This is a genomic window from Paraburkholderia sp. C35, assembly GCF_003121405.1.
Lineage (GTDB): Bacteria > Pseudomonadota > Gammaproteobacteria > Burkholderiales > Burkholderiaceae > Paraburkholderia.
On the sequence record NZ_QBUY01000088.1, the window covers coordinates 14,730 to 38,997 of the forward strand.

Consider the following 24,268-nt stretch of genomic DNA (forward strand, 5'->3'; position numbering starts at 1 on the left):
CCAACCCGCGCAGCCGCTCGTGGCGTGCCGCCGGGCCTCTTCCAGCACGGAACATGATGCCCGTGCCGCGCTACGTGTCGTGACGAACCCATTGCCTTACACCGTCCAGCGCACGGTCCGCGACGGGACGGTTGCCGTATCGATCGACTTGCCGCGCCAATCGCCCAGCATGAGTTATGGGTATGCCACATTAAACCAGACAATGTGTGACAGCGCACCGGATTCCGCACTTCATGCAATCATCGAAGCCGTTATGTGCGCCCTTTGCGAGGAACCGGTAAATGGACCAGCAACAACGCGCCGCCCGCCAGCGGCAGATCGCAGCAGAACTGCATGTCGCCGATACGTTCGACGCCGCGCTCGAAATCGAACGGCGCGTGACATTTCTCGCGGACTATCTCCGCGCCGGCGGACTGAGTGCGTACGTGCTCGGCATCAGCGGCGGCGTCGATTCGTCGACGGCGGGAAGGCTCGCGCAACTCGCCGTCGAGCGTCTGCGGGGCGCGCAATACGAGGCCCGCTTCGTTGCGATGCGTTTGCCCTATGGCGTCCAGCATGACGAAGCGGACGCGCAGCACGCGCTCGCATTCGTGCGCCCCGACGAGACATTGACCGTCGACATCCGCCCCGCCGCCGACGCGATGCTCGCCTCGCTCCACGCGAGCGGCCTGCCGTTCGTCGATGCCTCACAACAGGATTTCGTGCACGGCAACATCAAGGCGCGCCAACGGATGATCGCGCAGTATGCGGCGGCGAGCGCGCGGCGCGGCGTCGTGATCGGCACGGACCACGCGGCGGAATCGGTGATGGGATTTTTCACGAAGTTCGGTGACGGCGGCGCCGACGTGCTGCCGCTCGCGGGCCTGACCAAGCGGCGTGTCCGCGCGCTGGCCGTAGCATTGGGCGCGAGCGGCGAGCTCGCACACAAGGTGCCGACTGCCGACCTCGAAATGTTGCGCCCTCAACGTCCTGACGAGGACGCGTACGGTATCCGCTATGACGACATCGACGATTTTCTGGAAGGCAAGCCGGTGAGCGAAAGCGTGTTCGATACCGTCATGCGCTTTTACGACAGCACGCGCCACAAGCGCGCGCTGCCTTATACGCCGTTCGACTGAAAGGCCATTCGACTGAAAGCGCGCCGGGTGAACGCGAATGCAGGCGTGGGCTACTTGCGCGGCGGCGTTTCGTCGCCGCCGAACGGCACGGCGCTCACCTGCAGCGCGACGCCGTCCAGCTGCTTGCCGTTGAATTGCTGCGCAATAGCCTCGGCGACGTAAGCTTCCTCGGCTTCGACATCGACTTTCGCGTACGCGTTGGGCGTGCCCTGTTCGAACACTTCGATGTCTTTTGCGTAGTGACCGAGCTCATGGGCGAGAAAATCACGCACTTCCTGCTCGGAACAGGACTCGGGAATGTTCCACACGATGATCTTCATACGCGCCACGCTCCGGATAGATGGTGGTCTTGCTGCCGCCCGCCATGCAGGTTGCATAAGCAGTGCGTTTTGCCTTGAAGCCGTGCTGTCTTGTGTGTAACTGAGCGTAGCCAGATTCGTGCCTCGCAACAATGCAAGGCGCGCCGATAGCTGCGCTCACACGGGAGGCAACCGGCTCAGTCCGCGTTCTCCACATTCGCCGCGCTGACCCACCATGCCATTTTGCCCTGCGGCACATGCACGAGCACGGCGGAAGGATCGGCAACGCCGTCATCGGCGATCGCGCAGACATCCAGACCGTCCGGCAGACGCTTGACCGTGCCTGCGTCCTGGAACAGCGCGAGACGGTTCGCGTCGAGCGGACGCAGCTGACTGTACACGTCGTAGCTGATCGCGCCCGGCGTGTCGCCGCGAATCTGCAGTGCGTCGGCCTTGCCGCATGGCGACGCTGCCAGCGCCGCGTGACTCGCGACGAGGCAGCCGAGTGCCGCGACAGCAGCGATGAGGGATTGCTTCATGAGGTTCTCCAGAGTGTGACGGTTTGCCGCGAATTCGGTACGAGTCCGGCGCGAGTTTTGCGCCTGCTTTTCGTCATCGACGGCGCACGGGAAGATCGAAAGGCTCTACGACGATGCTGCCGCGCCTCGGCTGAGACGCAGCGTCAAGCTCAAATTCCGGCTCAAGGTCCGTCGTTGCCGAGCAGCGCCACGCCGGGATCGGCGTCACACGGCGCACTGCTGAAGCCCGAATAATGCGCAGACCAGTTTCCGGCGATGGCCGACTGCGCCTCCGTCAACGACATACGCCCTTCGCACACGCAACGCTTGAGCTTCGCCGTCAGCAATTCCTTGCGACGCTCGCCCGTATGCCCGCCCCACGGCAGCAGGTCGAGATTGTCAGGCGCATCCGGCGAGCCGCCCAGCACGATTGGCACGCGACGGTCCAGCGCGTAACGCGTGCCATGCCCGGCATCGATACCGCGTTCGGCAAGCAGCCGGTCCTTGTGCTCCATCATGTCGTCGAACGGTGGCGATACTGTGTCGGCGTAACCAGGACGGCAGATCGTATTGGCGATGTTCTGCTGTGTGACCCGTTCATCGAGCATCGATGCGTCTTGCGCAAACAGGGCCGCCGCATGCATGTACAAGCCCGCCGACATCGCGGCGAGCATCACCCTGCGCAGACGCGGCGCTCGCACGAAGCCCATGACGCGGCGTGCGTCACGGACTTTTAGATCGATTCGACGGATGCTGTGCGCCGGATTGAGCGCGTTCACCTTCCCTTCGTTCATTAATCAGCGCGCCTTTGGATTGCGCGGAAGAGTTAATTCGCAAGGCAATTAAAACACATCCGGGACGCATGACGTAAATACTGCCCGATTGAATCGCTTCAATTTTTCGATGCTGGCAGCATGAGGGCATCGCAATGGCACTGCGATGCCCTCCCGAAAAGAGTCTGGGCGACGTGAAAAAACGGCGCCATGACTCAAGTCAAAACCCATGCGGTCAATGCATCTTCGTGGCCGTGAGCGCCGGCAAGGCACGTACGCGTCCGAGCGCTTCCGTATTGGTCACCGCCTTTTCGTACATCGCCGAAAGATCGGCCTTCAATGCCGTGCGCGAGCCGCCGTCGAGATACACCATATGCCCCGACGGATAGAAGCGCGCCGACAGGTTGTCCCTCACCTGCTGGCTGACGAGCGGCATCTGCTGCAGATCGAGCACCGTCTGGTAGAACGGCGTGACGAAGTCGTAAAAGCCATTCGCCGACAACACCTTCAGATCGACGTTGAGCGCCATCACGGCAGCAAGATCGCCCGCCGTGTACAGAATGATGTTGCCCTTGCTGTCGACGCCCTTCTGTTCGCCCGTCGGATCGATATGGCTGAAGTCCCAGTACTTGAAGGCCTGATCGTTCAGATCGGTGAACGCCGAGTTCGATGTGAACTTCAACTGCTCGTTCAGATAGACGTTCCACATGGTCGTGTAGACGCCCGTCACGGCCGTCATGGTCGGATCGTTGCCGCCCGAGTTCGGATCGATCTTGCCCGCGATGCCTGTTTCGATGGCCGTCACGCGCCCGTCGTAAGCGCCGAGCGCGAGTCCTTTCGATTTCAGCAAGGTAGTCAGGAATAGCGAATTGCCACGGCTGTCGTACCCGGCAATATCGAGGCTCCACGCCAGCAGCGTGGTCTTGTCGATACCCGTGTATTCGCTGAGCTTTTCGACCACCGCGCTATCTGTGGTCGGAAACTTGCGCAGCGCGTTCAGGTAATCCGTGCGCGCGAACTGCGCGACCTCTTCGGCAAACTGGCCGAGATCCGTGGGCCGCGGCGCGACGCCGAGCTTCTTGTGATACCACGCGTCAGCGGCCGCCGTGGGCAGCGCGCCGACAGGATTGCCCGACTGCGTGTAGTCGAGAATCGACGATTGCAGCGTGATGCCGTTCAGATCGACGCCGTCTTCGTGCAGCTTGTACGCGAGCACGCAACTGCGCGCTGTGCCGTACGACTCGCCGAACAGGAACTTCGGCGAATTCCAGCGGTTGTTCTTCGTCAGATAGCGCTTGATGAACTGCTTGATCGAGTCCGCGTCCTGATCGACACCCCAGAAATCGCGGTTCTTGCGCGGCGCGACGGCAGCTGAATAGCCCGTGCCGACCGGGTTGATGAAGATGAGATCGCTTTTGTCGAGCAGGCTGTCCGGGTTGTCTTCCATCTGATACGGCGCGGGCGGCGTGAAGCCCGGCATCGACGTCTTGATGCGGCGCGGCGCGAACGATCCCAGCAGCACGAATACCGACGACGAACCCGGCCCGCCGGTATAGAAGAACGTCACGGGACGCGTCTCTTCCTTCTGGGCGTCCTGCGTGAACGCGACGTAGAACATCTTCGCGCTCGGCAGCGAGCTGGACGGGTCGACCGTCACCAGATGGCCGGCCGTTGCCGTGTAGTTGATCTTCTTGCCGCCGATCGTGATGGAATGCTTTGTGATGGCGGCATTCTCGCTGCTGTCGGTGACAGAGTCATCGGGCCCGTTGCCGTAGGCGACGGGATCGAAGAACGGCTGGTCGCCGGCCTTGTGCGGCACGCTCGCAGCCGATGCTTCCGGCTTGGCGTGTGAGTTGTGAGGCGACTGCGTGCTGCCGGAAGCTGATTCTGTATTCGTCATGATCGCTCCATCGATTGCCTGTACGTGTTGCCCACTATTGCGATGCGCCCATTGCCGCCAGAAGCGCCTCCGGACCACGAACGCCCGCTCTTCAGACTATAAAGCCGCCGCCACCTTCACACCATTGGGACTGCCCAATCCCGTGCAGGCGTCCCACCCCGTGGTCGCGGTGTAACTGCCGTTGTTGCCCTGCGTGATGTCGTTGCACGCACCCGCCGCCTTGTACAGCTTCGGATTGACGAAGCCGACGGGCGAGCCTTTCGCGCCGTTGATGCGCGCGATCAGCGCGGCCCACAGCGGCGCGACGGCGCTGGTGCCGCCAACCACCGTGTTGCTGCCGTCGACGATCACGTCGTAGCCGGTCACCGGCGAGGCGTCGCCCGCCACGTCCGGCACGCCGCGCCCTGTCAGCGCCTGCTTGCCTTGCGTTCCCGAGGCCGACAGGCCTTGCTGCCAGGTCGGCACGGGGAACGTGCCGCTCACGCCGCCGCCCGTTGCGCCGCCATTCGCGCCGTCGTTCCACACCACTTCATGCGACACGGTTTGCCCGGAACCCTGCAGCCGGGTGCCGCCGCACGCGAGCACGTACGGGCTGGACGCCGGAAAGTCGACGTGATTGCTGCCGTCGCTCACGCCGTCGCTCGAACCGCTGTCGCCCGATGCCGCGCAGACCGTCACGCCGACGGCGGCAGCCGATTGCAGGACGTCGTTGAACGCGTTCATGGACTGCGCGGTCCACACGCTTTCAGGCGCACCCCAGCTGATCGAAATCACCGACGGCTTGTGGGTCTTGTCGTGCACCGCCTGGCTGACGGCGTCGATAAAGCCGGCATCGCTATTGGTGGTGAAGTAGACCGCGATGGTGGCGGCCGGCGCAATCGCGCCAGCGATCTCGATATCGAGCGTGACTTCGCCGTCTGGTCCGTTCGCGTCGCCGGTCGGCTTGTTGCCGCCCTGATCGACACCGACGGCGACCACCTTCGGCTTGCCCACGCCGAGGCTCGAGAAATATTTGTCGAGATCCGCCGCGTTGTAGCCGCCGCCCAGTTCGATGATGCCGATGCACTGGCCGCTGCCGTCGCCCTGCGGGAAGTGATACAGCGATGCGAGCTGCAACGGAGTAAACGACGACGCCTGCCGCGCCTGCGCCGGCTCGAACGGCGGACGGATGCGGAAATGCGGACGCGCCTGCGGGCGGTCGTCGAGGCCGAGCACGGCCTTTACGACGCCGTGGAGATCGTCGGGCACGCTGATCGTGCCCGTGCGGCCACGGAACTGGCCCATCGAGTGATGCTCGTAATTGTGGAGCTGCACGTCGAACGCCTGCTGGAACTGGTCGATCCGGCCACTCAGCGTGACGGTGCGCGACGACGCGTCTTCGCGCACCACCGACAACCCATGCTGCGCGGCGAACGCCTTCAGCTTTGCAATATCTTCCGCCGCGGCGCCGAAGCGCTGCTCGAGTTGTTCGCGCGTAAGCGGCTTTGCATCTGCCGCGCCCGATTCGATTTTCTTCATCAGCTGCGCGAACTGCTGTTCGTCCTTGCGGCGCAGCACGACAACGACCTGAATCGTTTCAGACGGGTCGCACTGCGCAATCACCTTCGAACCGGGTGCGAGCGTGCGCTCGCTGCCGGGCAATGGATGCTTCGTCATGGTTGCGAATCCCCCTGTGTTGACTGGAGTGCACTTGCTCGATCTGATGCAACGGACAGGCGCCCGGGAGCGCCGTCGCGCCCGCTCGCCTCGCCCGTCACAAACGCGCGACGAATGAGCGTTACGAGGTAGCGACATCCGTCCGACCAATCGATTCAAACACAGTTCCAGCACATCCGACACCTGGCCGATCGGCTAGCTTCCGGCCCACGTCAAATCGGCGATACGATGCTCCAGCAGCTTTTACGCTGTTGCGTTACGCTATGCGACCGCGTGCCAGAGAGCACGCGAGATCCCAAGAATTCGAGGACTTTCCATGACCATCTCGATGTATCAGGCATCCATCCCCGTGCTGATCCGCGGCCTCACGAACCTGCAGGTCATTCTCGGCAAGGCTCAGGCGCACGCGGCGGCAAAACAGATCGATCCGTCGGTACTCACGGGCGCGCGCCTCTTTCCGGACATGCATCCGCTGGCTCGCCAGGTGCACATCGCAACGGATACGGCAAAAGGTTGTGCCGCGCGGCTGGCCGGCGTCGAAGCACCGAAATTCGACGACGTCGAATTCACGTTCGACGAACTGCATGCGCGCATTCAGAAAACGATCGATTATCTGAAGGAGTTCAACGCCGCCCAGATCGACGGCTCGGAAGAGCGTGCGGTCACGCTGAAGATGCGCAGCGGCCCGGTAGAGTTCACCGGCCAGTCGTACCTGCTCGGCTTCGCCATGCCGAACTTCTACTTCCACGTCACGACGGCGTACGACATCCTGCGCCATAACGGCGTGGAACTCGGCAAGCTCGACTTCCTCGGCAAGCCGAACTAAGCCAGTCGGAATTCAGGCAAGACATGACGCGAACCGGCTGCGGCTGGTTCGCGGTTTGCGGTTCGGGGTTTGCAGTAAAAGGCTGTCGCCAACACAGTTCGAGCGGAATCAGATACGCGGCTGGAACGCAATCACGCCCATGCCCGCCAACGTCAGCGCGACGCCCGCGAGATCCCACGCACTCGGACGCACGTGGTCGACACACCAGAGCCACAGGATCGCCACTGCCACATAAACGCCGCCATAAGCCGCGTAGACGCGCCCCGCCGCCGTGCCATGAAGCGTCAGCAGCCACGCGAACAGCGCGAGACTGAGCGCGCCCGGCAGCAACAACCATGCAGAGCCGCCTTCCTTGAGCCAGCGCCACGGCAGATAGCAGCCGACAATCTCGGCGATGGCGGTCACAACGTAAAGCAACAAGGTCTTCATCGGTAAGGGTCGAAGTGATCGGTCGAGGCGTGCTGCACGGGGTTTAGCCGCGCAGTCTATCGCTTTTATTAACACAATCACTTGGCCCGACGCCGCCGCGCCGTGCGACAGTCCGCTTTCACCTTCCATTCAACCGATTCCGAGCACGCCAGCATGAGTGTCAAATCGCCCTGTATCGACGTCTGCAAGTTCGACAGCAAGACCGGCTATTGCGTTGGCTGCCTGCGCACGAAGGAAGAATGCAAAGGCTGGAAGAAGATGAAGGACAAGCATCGCCGCAAGGTCATCGACCAGAAAGCGGAACGCGTGGCGCTGATCCGTAAATAGGTCGGCGCCACCCGCCGACGCGCGTCAATCGAGCGAAAGACGCAGCGCGAAGCCGATCAACGCGGCCGAAAACGTCCAGCGCTGCACAGACTGCGCGAGCGGATGAGCGCGCACCCAACCCGCAATCCGCGCGGCGCCGATCGCGTAGATCGCATCGAAGCACGCGCCGAGCGCAACCAGCACGACACCCAGTTCGACCATCTGCCACGCCACGGGCCCCGCCTCCGGACGCACGAACTGCGGCAACAGCACCGAACAGAACAGCAACGCCTTCGGGTTCAGCAGATTCGTGAACAGGCCTTTGACGAACGCTGTCCGCAATGCGCCGTCATCGGCGGTTTGCGCGCCGGTCGACGGAATGGCGAACATCGGCGAACGGAAAATCTGCACGGCCACCCACGCGAGATAACTCGCGCCGCCGTAGCGCACCACTTCGTAGAGCCACGGCGCATTGCGCAGCAGCGCGGCGACGCCGCAGGCGGACAACGTCACATGCCTCGCGCGCGACAGACCCCGCCCGACGGCCGCTGCAAAACCGTTGCGCGCGCCGCGCCCGATACTCGTCTGCAGCACCAGCGCCATGTCCGGGCCAGGCAGCGCAAACACCACGACGAGCGCCGTGACATACATGATCAGAAGATGAGCGGAAATCATGGTGAACCTCACATATCGAGGCACTCATGATGCACTCGGGATACGAGCGAATGCTGGCGATTTTCGACTTCAACGATACGCGTGCTGGCGGATTGCACTACAATTTCTACAAACTCAGATGCTTTCCCCTCACCATGAATGATCTCGATAAAACCGACCGTGCGATCCTTGCTGCGCTTCAATCGGATGGACGCATGTCCAACGCCAAACTCGCCGACACCGTCGGTCTGAGCGAAACGCCCTGCGCGCGGCGGCTGAAGCGGCTCGAAAACGACGGCTATATCGACCGGTATCGCGCGATGCTGTCGCGCTCGGCGCTCGGATTCGGCGTGGTCGCATTCGTCTACGTCCGCTTCGCGGTGCACGACCGCCCGACTGCGACGCGCTTCGAGCGCGAAGTGCTGGCGATTCCGCGCATCCTGTCGTGCCACAACGTCTCGGGCAGCGCCGACTATGTGCTGCAAGTCGTCGCGCGCGATCTCGACGATTACGGCACCTTCATGCGCGACGAGCTGCGCAGCTTGCCGGGCGTGACATCGGTGGAATCGTCGCTGTCGCTGCGCGAGGTGAAGGCGAACGGCGGCCTGCCATTGGCCTGAGCGGATCACGACGGCGAAATGGGCGGCGAGTGGTGGTGGAGTCGTGGCATAGTGAGCGCCTCGCCGACATACGGCACGACGAAACACGGAGCACTGGCATGGACCACGCAGCGGCGCGAGCCGAAGAATCTCGCGCAATGGAGCGCGTCCTGAACGCAACGAAACAGGTGCAGACGGCCTTTACCGCGCTGCAGTCGCAATTCCCGCCCGCTGGCAGCGGCAAGCCCTCGCAGATCGCCCTGCAGACCTTCGACGCCGCCTTGCAGGAACTCGAAGACGCACAAGCCGCCTTTGATACGCTGCTCAACGATCTGCTTGACGGCAATCGTTGAACGAACTACCCGCCGGGCGCTGAAGACGCCCGGCACAATGCGCGCGCGACGGACGAAGCATGACCTCGGGCGCGCGCCGCGGCGATTCCGGAGGCTTAGCCCAACAGACAGTTAGTTGCAGTTTCGGCTTGCCGGCAATCATCACTTAGGTGAATGCCCGCAGATTCACCAAATAAACTTCAGAAATAGTCCACCCGTCGCTAATCTGACTTCACCTCTCGAACGCGGTGAAGCATGCAATGGCGGAACTCTATCTGGTACGGCACGGCCAGGCGTCGCTGGGCGCCGACGACTATGACCAGTTGTCGGACACAGGCGAACAGCAAGGCATCTGGCTCGGCGAATACTTCGCGCAGCGCGAGATCACATTCGATCGCGTGATGACGGGCACACTGCGCCGCCACGCGCAGACGGCCGACGCAATCCGGCGCGGCCATCCCGCGCTACCGGCCGAAACCGAGATCCACGCCGGTCTCGACGAATACGACTTCCACGCGCTATTCCGCGCACTCGACGACAGACACGCCGCACTAGCCGAACGTGCAGCCCATAGCCCGCGCGATTTCTTCAAGGCGCTGCGCGAAGTGCTGCAACTGTGGTCGGAAGGCGCGCTCGATGGCCGTGCGCCCGAAACCTGGCAAGCCTTCCAGCAACGCGTCGCCGATGCGCGCGCCGCCATCCAGCACGGCGGCGGACAGCGCGTGCTGGTCGTCAGCTCGGGCGGTGTCATCGCTGCGCTGACGCAGCAGGTCCTGCAAGCGCCCGCTACGACGGCCATCGCGCTGAACATGCAGATCCGCAATAGCAGCGTGAGCCATTTCTTCTTCAATCGCGACACGCTGAACCTGTCGAGCTTCAACGGCATCGCCCATCTCGACAGCGTGTCTCGCCGCGCGTTTCAGACCTACGGCTAACCGCCTCGAAAGCCCCGGACTCCATGACCCTCGATCACCACGACACCTCGCTCGATCTCGACCGGCTCGCGCACTATCTGACGCAACACGTCGCGAATTTTCGCGGTCCGTTGTTGCAGGCGAAGAAGTTTCCCGGCGGCCAGTCCAATCCGACCTATCTGCTCGATGCGCAGAGCGACCGTTATGTGCTGCGTCGCCAGCCGCCTGGGCAGTTGCTGAAATCGGCGCATGCCGTCGATCGCGAATTTCGCGTGCTCAGCGCGCTCGCCGATACGCCCGTGCCCGTCGCGCGTGCGTGGCATCTGTGCGAGGACCGCGACGTGATCGGCAGCATGTTCTATGTGATGAGCTACGAGGAAGGCCGCATCTTCTGGAACCCGGCGCTGCCCGACGTGGACCGCGATGCGCGGCGCGACTACTACGCGTCGATCGTAAAGACGCTCGCCGCGCTGCACGATGTCGATCCGGAAGCGGTTGGACTCGCTGACTATGGGCGTGCGGGCAACTACTTCGAGCGTCAGATCGGCGTCTGGACGAAGCAGTATCGCGCCGCCGAAACGCAGCGTATCGACGCGATGGAAGCGTTGATCGAATGGCTGCCTGCGCACTGCCCTGCCGACACAACGCGTGCGTCGCTGGTGCATGGCGACTTCCGCATCGACAACCTGATCTTCGCGAACGACGCACCACGCGTGCGCGCGATTCTCGACTGGGAACTGTCGACGCTCGGCAATCCGCTCGCGGATCTCGCGTACTTCTGCATGTGCCTGCGGCTGCCGTCGCAAGGGCATATCACGGGTTTGCGCGGTCAGGACCGTGCTGCCCTCGGCGTGCCTGAAGAAGAAGCAATCGTGGCTCAGTATTGCGCGCTGCGCGGACTGCCCGCCATCGACAACTGGCCGTTCTATCTGGCGTTCAGCTTTTTCCGGCTTGCATCGATTGCGCAGGGCGTGAAGGCGCGTGCGATGCAAGGCAATGCATCGAGCGCGGACGCGCACGCGGTTGGCGGCATGGTCGAGCCGCTGGCGCAGCTTGCGGCTGAACTGATCGCCTGAAGCATTACGACATTCATCGACAGAAAACATGAAGGAGACAACCTTGAGCACGAACCTTTTCGACCTGACCGGCCGCATTGCACTCGTGACGGGCGCAAGCCGTGGCATTGGCGAAGCGATTGCAAAGTTGCTCGCGCAACAGGGCGCGCATGTGATCGTATCGAGCCGCAAGCTCGAAGAATGCGAACAGGTCGCGCTGGATATTCGCGCAGCAGGTGGAAGCGCCGAGGCTTTTGCATGTCACGTCGGGCGCATGGAGGATATCTCGGCAGCCTTTTCGCATATTCGCGAGAAGCACGGGCGGCTAGACATTCTCGTGAATAACGCGGCAGCCAATCCCTATTTCGGACATATCCTCGATACGGATCTTGCTGCCTATAACAAGACCGTCGAAGTGAATGTGCGCGGGTACTTCTTTATGTCGGTCGAAGCGGGCAAGTTGATGAAAGAGCATGGACGCGGTGCGATTGTGAATACCGCGTCTGTGAATGCGCTTCAACCGGGCGACAGGCAAGGCATCTATTCGATTACCAAGGCGGCCGTTGTCAACATGACGAAGGCATTTGCCAAGGAGTGTGGGCCGCTTGGAATTCGCGTGAATGCGCTATTGCCTGGATTGACCAAAACCAAATTTGCTGGTGCGCTGTTCGAGAACAAGGAGATCTATGAGCACTGGATCAAGAACATTCCATTGCGGCGACATGGTGAACCGCATGAGATGGCAGGAACGGTTCTCTATCTTGTCTCGGATGCGGCCAGTTATACCAATGGCGAATGTATTGTCGTAGATGGAGGTTTGACGGTTTAAGGCTTTCTTCTGCTGCAGTGCTTTTTTATCGGCAAAAGCAGCATCAAAACCGTCACCTCCAAACCCAGGAACACACACATCATGAATTTCAGCTACTCCCCGAAAGTCGAAGATTTACGTCGACGCGTCAGCAGCTTTATGGACGAGTACATTGTCCCGCGCCACCGCGAGTGGCTCGACGCCGTCCACGCCGGTCAATTCCCGCCGCCTTTCATGGAAGAACTCAAGGCTAAAGCGAAAGCAGAAGGCTTATGGAATCTCTTTCTGCCGCACCTGAAAGACGACGAACCCGGCACACGGCTCACTAACCTCGAATACGCGCCATTGGCAGAAATCATGGGCCGCATCTCCTGGGCGCCCGAGGTCTTCAACTGCAACGCGCCGGACACCGGCAACATGGAGTTGCTGCATATGTTCGCCACGCCTGCACAGCGCGAACAATGGCTGACCCCGCTGCTAAACGGGGAAATCCGCTCGGCGTTCGCGATGACGGAACCCGACGTCGCATCATCGGATGCCACCAACATCACCACGTCGATCCGCCGTGATGGCGACGACTACGTGATCAACGGCCGCAAATGGTTCATCACGAATGCCGCGCATCCGAACTGCAAGATCTTCATCGTGATGGGCAAGACGAACCCGGACGCGGAATCGCACCAGCAACAAAGCATGATCCTCGTGCCCATGCACACGCCCGGCGTGAAGGTAGTCCGCAATATCCCGGTGATGAATCACGTCTCGCCCGAAGGCCATTGCGAAGTGACCTTCACCGACGTGCGCGTGCCCGCCGCGAATCTGCTCGGCGAAGAAGGCAGCGGCTTCGCGCTTGCTCAGGCGCGCCTCGGTCCGGGCCGCATTCACCATTGCATGCGCTCGATCGGCGCCGCCGAACTCGCGCTCGAACTGTTGATCGAGCGCGCGCAGGCACGCAAGACGTTCGGCAAGCATCTGCATCAGCACGGCACCGTCGGCGAATGGATCGCGAAGTCGCGCATCGAAATCGATCAGGCACGCCTGCTCGTGCTGAAAACAGCATGGCTTATCGATGAAGTGGGCGCCAAGGCGGCCCGCAAGGAAATCTCGATGATCAAGGCAATCGTGCCGCAACTGCATACCAACGTCTGCGACCGCGCGATGCAGGTGTTCGGCGCGATGGGCGTCAGCCCCGATACGCCGCTCGCCGATCACTGGACCTGGGGCCGCGCGCTGCGCTATGCCGATGGTCCCGATGAAGTGCATCTGCAAGCCATCGCACGCATGGAGATCGCGCAGGGCAAGGAGAAGACCGGGACATCGGCTACGTATCTGACGGCGCCGCTGCGCGATTGAACGCGCCGTGATTGCACGAGGGCGCATCGTCGCGTAACCCGTCGCTTATGATGTCAGGCTGCGCAACCGGGGTTACCTGAGACCCGAAGCCGCGTTTAAGCGCCAGTGAATCCACACGATGCGTCCACCCAAACTCGACCTGAACCTGTTCGTCGTATTCGAAGCGATCTACGACAAGCGCAATCTCACGCGTGCCGCGGAAGTGCTGTTCATCACGCAGCCCGCCGTCAGCAATGCCCTCGCGCGCATGCGCAAGGCGTTCAACGATCCCCTCTTCGTCAGCACGCCCTCGGGCATGGTGCCGACGCCGCTGGCCGAAAACATCATCGGCAGGGTGCGTGAAGGGCTGCAACTGCTGGAGACGAGTGCAACGGAAGGCGACGTGTTCGTGCCCGCCGCGTCGGAGCGCACCTTCCGCCTCAGCATGCCCGACCTGACCGAGGCCATCCTGCTGCCCGCACTCGGCGAAGTGCTCCAGCAACAGGCGCCCGGCATGCGCATCGAAAGCTATTTCACGCCGCGCAACGAAGTGGCCGCCGCGCTCGCAACGGGCAAGATCGATTTCGCCATCGACGTGCCCCTGATCGACGATCCCCAACTCCATCAGATGCCGCTCGGCAGCGACCGCTACGCATGCATGCTGCGCCACGATCATCCGTTCGCGGGCGACACCCTCACCATGGACGACTATCTCGCGCTCGGCCACATTCAGGTGTCGAGCCGCCGTCAGGGCAGCGGCCTCGTCGATGCCGAACTGAACAAGCTCGGCAAGCGCCGGCAGCTGCAGATGCGCGTGCAGCACTACATGGTCGCACCGCTGATCGCGCTGCGCACCGATCTCGCGCTCACCGCGCCTGTCCAGCTGCTGCAACGCTACGACGCGCGCATTCTCGAACTGCCGTTCGCGCTGGCAGAGCTCGAATGGCACTTGTACTGGCATCGCAGCGGCGAGCAGGATCAGGCGAACCGCTGGGTGCGCGGCGAGGTCATCAGGTTGATGAAAGAAATGAGCGGTCCAGCTTGAGCCTGGTGCGCAGACACGAACGCGCGCCGCAGGACAGTAACGGCGGCGGCAACATCTGGTAAGGAAGGGCCTGTTTTCGGGGCTGTTCACCGTATTGGAAACAGCCTCTTGCGGCGATCATCGCTTCAATCCGCAGGCGCGCGTGCGCGCTGCGCAACGACCTGAGCGAATCATCGACGTAGAGAAAGACGTGAATACCTTGTTCGCACGAACGGTACTGTTATCGGTGGCGATGTTGCTTGCCGTGCATCTCGGTTATCGGCTGCTCGAGTCCGTTTCTTTAGCCGCCGACGACTCCCCTTTGAGCGCATCTGCCGGCGCGCCTCAAACGGATGCGTCCTATGCCGCGCGCGAAGACACTGTCCTCGATGCCAGCGACACCACGGGCATCGGCCCAGCCGTATCGATCCGGCCGCATATCGTCGATCTCGGCGCGCCCGTTGCGCCGAGCCTGCGCGCCGCCGTGTGGCCCGGCGCGCGGCTGCCCGCTTCGGCGAGCACGCTCGCGCTAACCGACACGACCGAACCCGATAGCTGGGACGACACGCCCGACACACCGTTCGCGTTCGCGTACGACACGCGCTTCGCTCCCCTGATCCTGTCGCTGCCTGCCGCGTTGATCGCGTTGTGCGCCTACTGGCTCTGCCAGACGCGCCGCAACCTGCGCGAACTCGCGACGCTGGCGCGCAGCGCGGACGCGGGCGGCGCGGCGTTGCGCGCGCCCGATCGCGGCACGGGCGAACTGCGGGTGGTCGCCCGCGCGCTGAACGACCTGATGGGCCGTCACAGCCAGGCATTAGATGAACAGTCGACAGCGCTTGCCGCGTTCTCGCGGCAGATCGACGCGCGCGTCGCCCGCCTGCGCGCGCGGGCGCTGAACGTCGCGCAATGGCATAAGCGCGTGGGCTTCATCGAAGATATCGATCTGTTCTCGAACGTCGCGCGTCAATTCGTCGACGTTGCGGGACGCGGCGACATGCAGGCGGCACGCGTGTGCGTCGATGCGTGGCTGCACGACCGCTTCGTGCACGGCGCCACGCTCGACGACGCGAAGATCGTGCTGCGGCTCAACGCGGGCGCCGACTTCACACTGCCGCGCAACGCGCTGGAGCGGCTGGTAGGGAATCTGGTCGGCAATGCGCTCGCGCACGGCGCGCCGCCCATCGAAATCTGCACGACGCGCGGTCTGCGCACGTGGATGCTGAGCGTGCGCGATCACGGCAAGGGCATCCACGAGTGCGATCTTGCCGCGGCCATGCGGCCGTTCGTGCGCATGGCGCCAGCGAAAGCCCACGACGATGCACACGAAAAAAACTACGGCGCACTCACCGGGCATTGGGGACTCGGCCTGACGATCGTCAGCCGGCTCGCACAGCATTGCGGCGCAAAGCTCAAGCTCGGCAATCATCCCGACGGCGGGCTATGGGCGCGTGTGATCGTATCGATGCAGAAGACCGGTCTGCACTGACGCTCGCGGCGTCTCGCGATGCCGCGCGTTCACTCCATCGAAAGCAAAAAGCAGCAGAACTAAGGCTCTCTTAAGCAGACGCCTTCTAGTCTGTGGCCTTTGCGCCGCGCGATGCGGCGCGCCTCCAACTTTTTGCCAGCCTGCCAGCACCCTGTGGCAGCACACTCTCATGGATAAAGTGAACAAGGCCATCGCCAAAGTACCCGAAGTCACGCTCGCGTTCTGGATCATCAAGATCGCCGCCACCACGCTCGGTGAGACAGGCGGCGACGCCGCTTCGATGTCGATGAATCTGGGTTATCTCGTCAGCACGCTGATCTTCGCGGTGATTTTTCTCGTCGCCGTGACCGCGCAGATCCGCGCGGACCGCTTCAATCCTGTCCTGTACTGGGTCACGATCATTGCGACCACCACCGTCGGCACCACGCTCGCCGATTTCGCCGACCGCTCGCTCGGCATCGGCTACGCGGGCGGCAGTGCGCTGCTGCTGTGCCTGCTGCTGGCGTCGCTGGTGATCTGGTACTGGTCGATGGGGTCGGTGTCGGTGACGAGCGTGTCGTCGGCAAAGGCCGAGATGTTCTACTGGGTCACGATCATGTTCTCGCAGACGCTCGGCACCGCCCTCGGCGACTGGACAGCCGACACGCAAGGTCTCGGCTACGCCGGCGCGGCTGCGATTTTCGGCGGGTTGCTGCTGGTGCTGGTGATCGCGTACTACGCGACACGCCTGCCGCGCACGCTGCTGTTCTGGGCGGCATTCATCCTGACGCGCCCGCTCGGCGCCGTGGTCGGCGATTTTCTCGACAAGCCGATCGCCAACGGCGGTCTGGCGATGAGCCGCTACGGCGCGTCGATTGCGCTCGTGCTGTTCATTCTGGTGTGCGGCACCGTTTTCCGGCAGCGACCGGCCAAGGTCGCGCACTGATGACGGGTTGATGGCTTAGAACCCTGTCGCGCCGATTTTTCGCCAGCATTGATTGGCGCCACGGTGCGCATGCGAGCAGTCGTCCGGGCGCGCCTTGCTGCCGCGCCCGGCGACCGGCACCTTGCAGTTGTCGACGCGCTGATCGTCGCTGGCCTTGTCGCCAGACGCTCCTTCAGCGCTTTCGGCTCGATTGCGCCCATCCGCTGGGCCGCCTCATTTTCGCTTTCCCAACACCAACCCTACAAAAACAAGGGAATTCATTTCAAATGATAGTGATTCGCATTACAATCGCGCCCGCCGTTGAGACAATATTTCGTAACATTTACGGAAGGATCGCTCCGCGCGCGCTCACGCTCGCAGAGCGGACCAGGCGCGGCATCCTCCGGGACCAGACCCAGGACACTCGGAATCATGGCCTTTGCCGCCCGCCGGAACATCGACACAGTTAGCCGGCTCCACTGTTTTGCGGCTGTCGCCGCCCTCGCCTTTCTGACCCTGCCTGACTACGCATCGGCGCAGGACGAGCAGGACAAGCCTGCGCAACCCGCTGCCTCATCTGACAACAAGCCGACCACGCTCGACTCGATCACCGTCTCCGGTGACTGGCTCGGCAGCGGCTTGCAGAACAGCGTGAACACCTTTCCCGGCGCACGCACCGTGGTCGACAAGGAACAGATCGAATTGAGCGGCGCAACCAGCATCGGCGATGTACTGCGCCGCGTGCCCGGCGTGCAATCGACTGACAATTCCGGCACGGCGGGCAGCCAGATTTCGCTGAATATCGGCGTGCGCGGCCTGACGGGACGCTATACGCCGCGCTCGACGGTGCTGCTCGACGGTATTCCGATGGCCGTTGCACCTTACGGGCAACCGCAGTTGTCGTTCGCACCGATCAGCCTCGGCAACATCGAATCGATCGACGTGGTGCGCAGCGGCGGCACCGTGCGCTATGGCCCGCAGAACGTGGGCGGCGTGATCAACTTCCGCACCCGCGAGATTCCGGACAAGGCCGGCCTCACCGCCGATGCGTCCGTGCGCGAAAACATCTACACGGCAGGCGGCGGCAGCAACACGCAGTACAACACGTTCCTCGGCACGCAACTCGACAACGGCCTCGGCGTCGCGCTGCTGTATTCGGGCATGACGGGCCGCGACTGGCGCGACGGCAGCGACGAGCGCGTCAACGATCTCGCGCTCAAATGGCGTTTCGAACTCACGCCGACTTCCGAGCTGTACGGCAAGTTCTCTTACTACGACGTGAAGTCGCGCACGCCTGGCGGCCTGACGGTCGCGCAATACAACCAGGACCCGTTCCAGAACACGCGCCCAACCGACTACTGGCAAGGCGAGCGTAAAGCCGTCGAAGTCGGCTATATCAACACGATCAACGCGAATCAGGAATTCGAAGTCCGCGCCTGGTATAACGAAGCCAACCGCACCAGCGCGCTGATCAATTCCACGGGCACGCAGTTGCAGTACCAGCCGCGCAACTACAACACCACGGGCGTCGAGCCGCGCTTCACGCAGCGCTTCACGCTCGGGCCGACGAGCCAGGACGTGACCGTCGGGTATCGCTACATCCGCGAGCGCGGCGACGACAACAGCTATAACCAGTCGATCGCCACCGGCCTGATCGGGCCGACGGCAACGTTCGAAAACGCCACCGATGCGCACGCCGTCTATATCGACGATCGCATTGCGTTGGGACGCTTTCGCCTGACGCCTGGTATCCGCTTCGAGCACATCGAATCGACGCGCCGCGACGACACGCTCAAGCAGAACTTCGACACGCTCAACAACAAGGCACTGCCTGCCGTGAGCCTCGAGTATCTGTGGAACTCGTCGCTGACACTATTCACGGACTACAGCGTGTCGTTCGGTCCCGTTCAGAACCTGCAGTTGAACTCGCAGTCGGCATCGAACCCGTTGCAGCCGGAAGTGGCGAAGACCTTCGAAGTCGGCGCGCGCTGGACCAGCAAGCAGATTCACGCGGAAATCACCGCGTTCAACATGCGCTTCGACAACCAGATCCTGCAGGTGCCGGGCGTGGTGCCCGCGACGTTCCAGAACATCGGCGCGACGCATCATCAGGGCATCGAAACGGCAATCGACTACGCGTTCGATGACGACAGCGTACTGCGCGGTCTCGATGCATACGCGAATTTCACGTACACCAAGGCGATCCAGGAATCGGGTGCGACGGCGGGTCTCGACGTGCCGTTCTACTCGCGTATCACCGATACGATGGGTTTGAAGTACGAGACGCACGGCTGGACGTTCAACCTGTCGACCACGCATCAGACGTCGCAATACTCGGATCTGCAGAACACGGTCAACGAGAACGCTGCGGCAACGACAGGCCGCGTGCCGGGCTTCCGCACGTACAACTTCCAGGCCGACTGGAAGATCCCGAACTGGAAGGGCAGCACGCTGACGGTGGGCCTGAACAACTTCACCGACAAGCGCTACTACACCCGTAACGTCGACGGCAATCCGGGCCGTATGGTCGGCGCGCCGCGCATGGTGTACGTGCAAGGCCACTTTATCTACTGATGATGCAGGCATCCACGCCAACCGCCAGAGCCGCCATGCCGCGCCTTCGACACTACTGGGTGGTGGTGCATCGCTGGTTTGCGCTGTCGGTGGGATGGGTGCTCGCGTTGATGGGCATTACGGGCGCTCTGCTTCTGATTGCCGCGCCGCTCGATGAGCAACTGCATCCCGAGCTGTTTCGCGTAACGTTGCCGTCTTCGGAAAGCACGACGCGCGTGACACTCGAAAGCGTGCGGCAACAACTCGTCGGCGAGTTCGGGCCGCGCGCCGCGCTATCGTTTCATCCCCCGCATTCGGCGCAGCAGAGCCTCGAAGTGACCGTGCGGGGCAAATGGCAAGGCGCCGTCTATATCGATCCCTACACGGGCCGCGAACTCGGGCGGCGCGGCGCAACGCAAGGCTTCTTCAACCTGCTTTTCAAGCTGCATAGCTCGCTGCTGCTCGACCAAACGGGCAAGCCGCTGCTTGCATGCGTAGCATTGTGCTATCTGCTGATGCTCATCTCGGGCATCGTGCTGTGGTGGCCGCGCGCGGGCATCAAGACGTGGCGCATCGAACTGCGGCGCGGACGCACGCGCGCGCTGTATGACCTCCATCGCGTGGGCGGCGCATCGCTCGGACTCGTGATTGCGCTGTCCGTCGCGACGGGCGCGTATATGGCATGGCGGCCGCTCGGCGGCTGGGTCACTACGCTGAGCGGCGCGCATCCGATGAAGGCGCCTGCGCTGCCTTTGCACGCTTCGCGTACCGAGCCGCCGCTTCCAATCGATACGCTCGTCGCAGACGCTCAGGCGCAGTTTCCCGATGGTCAGATCAACATCGTCCAGCTACCCGCGAAAAGCGATGCGCCGCTGCGCGTGCGCCTGCGTCTACCCGACGATCCCCATCCCAACGGCCTGACTTCCGTATGGCTCGATCCTTATTCGGGCAAGGTGCTGGCGGCGCAACGCTGGAATCAGCTCGATCCGGGCGCGCGGGCGGTATCGGTGATTTATCCGCTGCATACGGGCGAACTGGGCGGTTTGCCGCTGATGATCGTGCTCGGAACAGGCGGCCTCGCGCTGTTCGGCCTCTCGGTGACGGGCGTGTGGCAGTGGTGGCGGCGGCGCAAGGCACGTCATCACACACGCCGCTTATCGGGCAACGCAACCCGCCCATAGCGCTGAAACAGCTTTGATTCTGACCATTGATTGGTTCGCTCGCGCGATCGGCTTCGCTACATTGAAGACCTTGATCACAACCGGTAGCGAGGACGATCCATGGCACGCGTTCAACGCATTGCACATCTCAAACAGGCGCACGCTCTGCGCGACCTTCTGACAGCCGCGGGCGCCGCACTCGCGCTCTGCTACTTCGGCACGTCGACGCACGTTCATCATTCGACGCATTGAGACGCGAACAGCGGCAGCGCTTACGCTCATACGCGATAGCGATAGCGCTCGATATTATTTGTGCGGCCTACGACGCCTCTCTACGATCTCGGCATCTTCAACCGATGAATTCTGAATCATGAAAACAACCAAAACGCTCAAGGCCGCGCTCTTCTCCGTTCTGCTGACATGCGGCATCGTCGGCGCGCAAGCCGCGCTCGCTGCAGACCAGACCGTGCGCGTCGGCATCATGTCGGGCGAAGACGAGGATGTGTGGCGTGCGGTTGCAGCCAATGCCGCGAAGCATGGCATCAAGGTGAAGGTCACGACCTTCTCCGACTACACGCAGCCCAACGAAGCGCTCGCGCAACACGATCTCGACGCCAATTCGTTCCAGCACAAGCCGTATCTCGATGCGCAGATCGCCGCGCGGCACTACGCCATCGTGCCCGTCGGCTTCACGTATGTGCAGCCGATTGGCCTGTACTCGCGCAAGGTGAAGTCGGTCGCCGCGCTGCCGCAGAATGCGACCATTGGCGTGCCGAACGATCCGAGCAACGAAGGCCGCGCACTGCTGCTGTTGCAGGCCAACGGACTCATCAAGCTGCGTGCCGATGTCGGCCTGCTGCCCACGGCGCGCGACATCGCGGAGAACCCGAAGCACATCCAGATCAAGGAACTCGATGCGGGCATCGTGGGCCGCGCGATCGCCGATCTCGATGCCGCGGTCGTCAACACCGATTGGGCGATCAAGGCGGGCATCCAGATTCCGCAAGAGCGCATCGCGCAGGAGAAAGTGCCGGGCAATCCGTATCGCAACTTCATCGCCGTGAATGCAAAGGATGCGCAGGCGCCGTGGGTGAAGACGCTGGTCGACAGCTATCAGCAGGCGAACGTCGCTTCGTCGATCCTGACCGTGTATCACGGCGCTACGCTGCCTGCATGGGACGGCGCGCCGCAACACTGACATTGCTTGCGCGCGCAATCTGACCCGTTTCGCACATTGCCGTTACAATCCAGCACTTCGATCGTCACTGGCAAATTGCGGGGCAGACTGCGCGATGAAACTCCTTCTTGCATCGACATTCGCGGCGGCGTTCGCTGTCGCGAGCGCGGCGGCGACGGCCGCGGATTCCGACACGAGCGGCAACCTCAGTTGTGCGATCGGCTATGTGACGGGAGTCGGCGGTGCGGCGGACAGCATGCGCGAATATCTCGCGACGCCTGACCGCGACCGCTTCCGCTACGTCGCCGATCATCCCATTACATGCCAGGTGAACGACGATGGCCGCGCGACCGGTTGCGTCGGCGTCGAGAACCTTCGCAAAGAGAAGGTGAGCGTGTACGACGATATCGACAGCACGACGATGTCGGTCGTCGCGCGCATTGAACTCGAACATGGGCAGACGTATCCCGTGATCATCGTCGTGCAGAAGAAGGACGTGCGCTGCGACGACTGAGGTCGCTAACGCTGTCCACACGCCTTCTGCATTCTCACGCTGCCAGTGCCTGCGTGAACTCTTCCACGATCCGCTCGAGCAGTCCCGGCACGGGCGCATAGCTCGTGTGAACCAGATGCATCTGGCCGTCGAAAGTGGATGCGCCGATCACCTGCTCGCCCACCACGCCCACCGACACCGCCGGTCCCCAGACCGCGTCGAGCGCAAGCGCACCAAAGCGCTTCGGCAAGCCGACCACACCCAGATTCGTGATGACGGCATCGTTGGCGAAGGCTTGCGCGAAAACGGCTTTCGCATCGGCGGCGCCATTCACGGTATCGAGCAGCGCGTGCGCGCTCAGCACGCGCTCCGCCAGCACCTCGGGCGAATCGATGTCGGCAAATGCCTGTCCGGCGTGACGCGCGCGGCTCCACAGGCTTGCATCGCGCGGGCCGTCATCGGGATGAACGACACCGCTTGCGCACATCGCCAGATGATCACTGCCGTCGAGCAGACGGCGACGCAAATCGACGGGCGACAGCACGCGTGGTTCGCGCTGTGCACCTGAATTCAGAAAGCACATGGCGCGCATGAAGGCGGCGATCAATGTCGATTGCACCGAGGTGCGCTCCGCTCTGGCGCGCTCGCGCAAGCTGTGTGTCATGGTGGACGTCAGACGCAGCGCGTCGACGTGCGGCGCGGAGCCATCCGGGTGGCGCATGTCGAGCGGCATGTGCACGGGTGCGGGTGCGTCAGCGGGTGCATCAACTGCTGCAGGCGCGCTGGGCTGGGGGTTCAGCGCACCATGCTTCAGTTCGATCAGATGTTCGAGCGCGCGTGTTTCTTCGTTGCGCATCAGCGTTTCGCCCGCTACTGCGCGTAGCAGATCGCCGAGCAGTGACGTCAGCGAGAGGCCGTCGGCGATAGCGTGATGGGCGACGAGAACGATGGTCGAGCGATCGATGCCATGCAGCAGTGTGGCGCGCAATAGCGGCGGATTCAGTTCATCGAAAGGTTGCGCCAGTTGTGCGGCGACTTCACTGCGCCAGCCCGACGCGCTGTGCGGCGTTATCTTCAGTGGGACTGATCCGTGCGGGACCGGCGTGAAGACGGGCTTGCCGTCGCTGTTGTGATCGATACGCGACCAGACGAGCGGCGAATGATGTGCAACCAGATCGAGCGCGGCCTGCCACTGGTCGATGCGCGTTGGACCGGATATGTCGGCCGCCATGACGAAATGATTCGGATGACTCTGGTTTAGCAGATAGAAGAACTTCTCCATTGCACCGAGTGGGCGTGCAGTACGGAGCATGATGGGTTCGGCTAACGAATTCATGACGGTTTTCCATGTTGAGTGGCGGGTGTATTTGAAGAACACCCGGTTCTATGGGGTTATTCCGTTGAGGTGGTGGGAAGTTTTTTGGTTTGAATGTTCGTTAGCACGTTGGCTAAGGTTATGCAGCTTTGCTGCGAAGTTTTGGTATCTGGTCCGAAGTTTTTTTTGGTGGTGTCTGGTTTTTTGTTAGTGGTCTGTTAGGGTTGCCATTTGTGGTGGCGTCCGCGATTTGTTAGTGGTTCTTCACGCGTTGCCCCTGTGCGGGGCGGCACTTACTTTCTTTGCCGCCGCAAAGAAAGTAAGCAAAGAAAGCGGGCTAACACCGCTAATGCTAGTTGTTGCCTGCGGGCCCCCGACCGGTCCTATCCCTCACACGACATCGACCTTCTTCATGCTCGTTGCCGACGCTTCGAATAAGCGCCTCCCCCGCTTCAATCACCCGTAGCGCCCCGAGCGGCAGCGAATCGTCACTGCAGCCCAGGTGGCAAACGGTGTGTAGGTCGTAGCGCTTCCCGCGCGAGCGATCCTACAGGACACACCGCCTTTGCTTTTCAGTCCGGAGTGAAGCGCATACGCCGCGATATCCTACACACCGTTTGCCACCTGGGCGGCC

Annotated in this window: 26 protein-coding genes; 18 read left to right on the forward strand and 8 right to left on the reverse strand. The window is 62.5% G+C overall.

Annotated elements, in window-relative coordinates; translation table 11 throughout:
- Positions 1 to 281: 281 nt before the first annotated feature.
- On the forward strand, positions 282 to 1,118 hold the full coding sequence (gene nadE / locus DK391_RS33445) for an ammonia-dependent NAD(+) synthetase (RefSeq protein WP_109482283.1): 837 nt from the start codon (positions 282 to 284) through the stop codon (positions 1,116 to 1,118).
- 50 nt (positions 1,119 to 1,168) lie between these two features.
- On the opposite strand, the gene DK391_RS33450 is transcribed toward nadE, so the two are convergent.
- From DK391_RS33450 to DK391_RS33470, 5 genes are all read right to left on the reverse strand, one after another.
- Positions 1,169 to 1,438: a hypothetical protein gene (locus tag DK391_RS33450; protein ID WP_109482284.1), complete on the reverse strand. Its 270-nt coding sequence runs from the start codon at positions 1,436 to 1,438 to the stop codon at positions 1,169 to 1,171.
- Positions 1,439 to 1,614: 176 nt separating this feature from the next.
- On the reverse strand, positions 1,615 to 1,956 hold the full coding sequence (locus DK391_RS33455; protein ID WP_109482285.1) for a hypothetical protein: 342 nt from the start codon (positions 1,954 to 1,956) through the stop codon (positions 1,615 to 1,617).
- Between the two features lie 161 nt (positions 1,957 to 2,117).
- A complete protein-coding gene (locus DK391_RS33460; RefSeq protein WP_109482286.1) occupies positions 2,118 to 2,729 on the reverse strand; it encodes a hypothetical protein in 612 nt (203 codons plus the stop codon).
- Positions 2,730 to 2,943: 214 nt separating this feature from the next.
- Positions 2,944 to 4,608, reverse strand: a complete 1,665-nt coding sequence (locus DK391_RS33465) for a peptidase S1 (RefSeq protein WP_109482287.1) — start codon at positions 4,606 to 4,608, stop codon at positions 2,944 to 2,946.
- 96 nt (positions 4,609 to 4,704) lie between these two features.
- Positions 4,705 to 6,264, reverse strand: a complete 1,560-nt coding sequence (locus tag DK391_RS33470; RefSeq protein ID WP_109482288.1) for a S53 family peptidase — start codon at positions 6,262 to 6,264, stop codon at positions 4,705 to 4,707.
- 316 nt (positions 6,265 to 6,580) lie between these two features.
- On the opposite strand from DK391_RS33470, the gene DK391_RS33475 reads away from it, so the two are divergent.
- On the forward strand, positions 6,581 to 7,090 hold the full coding sequence (locus tag DK391_RS33475) for a DUF1993 domain-containing protein (RefSeq protein ID WP_109482289.1): 510 nt from the start codon (positions 6,581 to 6,583) through the stop codon (positions 7,088 to 7,090).
- Positions 7,091 to 7,198: 108 nt separating this feature from the next.
- On the opposite strand, the gene DK391_RS33480 is transcribed toward DK391_RS33475, so the two are convergent.
- The gene (locus DK391_RS33480) at positions 7,199 to 7,519 is read right to left on the reverse strand and encodes a YnfA family protein (RefSeq protein ID WP_109482290.1); all 321 of its coding nucleotides are present in this window, start codon (positions 7,517 to 7,519) and stop codon (positions 7,199 to 7,201) included.
- Between the two features lie 153 nt (positions 7,520 to 7,672).
- On the opposite strand from DK391_RS33480, the gene DK391_RS33485 reads away from it, so the two are divergent.
- Positions 7,673 to 7,846 (forward strand): DUF1289 domain-containing protein, encoded by a 174-nt coding sequence (locus DK391_RS33485; RefSeq protein ID WP_109482291.1) that lies wholly within the window; start codon positions 7,673 to 7,675, stop codon positions 7,844 to 7,846.
- A gap of 24 nt (positions 7,847 to 7,870) precedes the next feature.
- Here the strand turns inward: DK391_RS33485 and DK391_RS33490 are convergent, their stop codons facing one another.
- Positions 7,871 to 8,500 (reverse strand): LysE family translocator, encoded by a 630-nt coding sequence (locus tag DK391_RS33490; RefSeq protein ID WP_109482292.1) that lies wholly within the window; start codon positions 8,498 to 8,500, stop codon positions 7,871 to 7,873.
- A gap of 134 nt (positions 8,501 to 8,634) precedes the next feature.
- Here DK391_RS33490 and DK391_RS33495 point away from each other — a divergent pair, with 134 nt between their 5' ends.
- The 15 genes from DK391_RS33495 (at position 8,635) to DK391_RS33555 (ending at position 22,340) form a co-directional block, all read left to right on the forward strand.
- Positions 8,635 to 9,099, forward strand: a complete 465-nt coding sequence (locus DK391_RS33495; RefSeq protein ID WP_109482309.1) for an Lrp/AsnC family transcriptional regulator — start codon at positions 8,635 to 8,637, stop codon at positions 9,097 to 9,099.
- Positions 9,100 to 9,197: 98 nt separating this feature from the next.
- A complete protein-coding gene (locus DK391_RS33500) occupies positions 9,198 to 9,431 on the forward strand; it encodes a hypothetical protein (RefSeq protein ID WP_109482293.1) in 234 nt (77 codons plus the stop codon).
- 239 nt (positions 9,432 to 9,670) lie between these two features.
- Positions 9,671 to 10,345, forward strand: coding sequence for a histidine phosphatase family protein (locus tag DK391_RS33505; protein ID WP_109482294.1), 675 nt, complete (start codon positions 9,671 to 9,673; stop codon positions 10,343 to 10,345).
- 23 nt (positions 10,346 to 10,368) lie between these two features.
- A complete protein-coding gene (locus tag DK391_RS33510; protein ID WP_109482295.1) occupies positions 10,369 to 11,400 on the forward strand; it encodes a phosphotransferase in 1,032 nt (343 codons plus the stop codon).
- Positions 11,401 to 11,443: 43 nt separating this feature from the next.
- A complete protein-coding gene (locus tag DK391_RS33515; protein WP_109482296.1) occupies positions 11,444 to 12,208 on the forward strand; it encodes an SDR family oxidoreductase in 765 nt (254 codons plus the stop codon).
- Positions 12,209 to 12,289: 81 nt separating this feature from the next.
- Entirely contained in the window at positions 12,290 to 13,540 is a 1,251-nt protein-coding gene (locus DK391_RS33520; RefSeq protein WP_109482297.1) for an acyl-CoA dehydrogenase family protein, read from the forward strand.
- A 118-nt stretch (positions 13,541 to 13,658) separates the two neighbouring features.
- Complete coding sequence (locus tag DK391_RS33525) at positions 13,659 to 14,564, forward strand: LysR family transcriptional regulator (protein ID WP_109482298.1); 906 nt, start codon at positions 13,659 to 13,661, stop codon at positions 14,562 to 14,564.
- Positions 14,565 to 14,754: 190 nt separating this feature from the next.
- Positions 14,755 to 16,032, forward strand: coding sequence for an ATP-binding protein (locus tag DK391_RS33530; protein ID WP_239483028.1), 1,278 nt, complete (start codon positions 14,755 to 14,757; stop codon positions 16,030 to 16,032).
- A gap of 169 nt (positions 16,033 to 16,201) precedes the next feature.
- On the forward strand, positions 16,202 to 16,957 hold the full coding sequence (locus tag DK391_RS33535) for a hypothetical protein (protein WP_109482300.1): 756 nt from the start codon (positions 16,202 to 16,204) through the stop codon (positions 16,955 to 16,957).
- Between the two features lie 69 nt (positions 16,958 to 17,026).
- A complete protein-coding gene (locus DK391_RS44535; RefSeq protein WP_162600970.1) occupies positions 17,027 to 17,227 on the forward strand; it encodes a hypothetical protein in 201 nt (66 codons plus the stop codon).
- A gap of 141 nt (positions 17,228 to 17,368) precedes the next feature.
- Positions 17,369 to 19,510, forward strand: a complete 2,142-nt coding sequence (locus DK391_RS33540) for a TonB-dependent siderophore receptor (protein ID WP_109482301.1) — start codon at positions 17,369 to 17,371, stop codon at positions 19,508 to 19,510.
- 35 nt (positions 19,511 to 19,545) lie between these two features.
- Positions 19,546 to 20,670 (forward strand): PepSY-associated TM helix domain-containing protein, encoded by a 1,125-nt coding sequence (locus DK391_RS33545; RefSeq protein ID WP_109482302.1) that lies wholly within the window; start codon positions 19,546 to 19,548, stop codon positions 20,668 to 20,670.
- Positions 20,671 to 20,769: 99 nt separating this feature from the next.
- Entirely contained in the window at positions 20,770 to 20,901 is a 132-nt protein-coding gene (locus tag DK391_RS45645; RefSeq protein ID WP_275426841.1) for a hypothetical protein, read from the forward strand.
- Positions 20,902 to 21,019: 118 nt separating this feature from the next.
- Positions 21,020 to 21,847 carry a MetQ/NlpA family lipoprotein gene (locus DK391_RS33550; RefSeq protein ID WP_109482303.1) on the forward strand — a complete coding sequence of 276 codons (828 nt, stop codon included), beginning with the start codon at positions 21,020 to 21,022 and terminating at the stop codon, positions 21,845 to 21,847.
- 94 nt (positions 21,848 to 21,941) lie between these two features.
- Positions 21,942 to 22,340: a hypothetical protein gene (locus tag DK391_RS33555; protein WP_109482304.1), complete on the forward strand. Its 399-nt coding sequence runs from the start codon at positions 21,942 to 21,944 to the stop codon at positions 22,338 to 22,340.
- Positions 22,341 to 22,374: 34 nt separating this feature from the next.
- Here the strand turns inward: DK391_RS33555 and DK391_RS33560 are convergent, their stop codons facing one another.
- Entirely contained in the window at positions 22,375 to 23,655 is a 1,281-nt protein-coding gene (locus DK391_RS33560; protein ID WP_109482305.1) for a condensation protein, read from the reverse strand.
- Between the last annotated feature and the right edge of the window lie 613 nt (positions 23,656 to 24,268).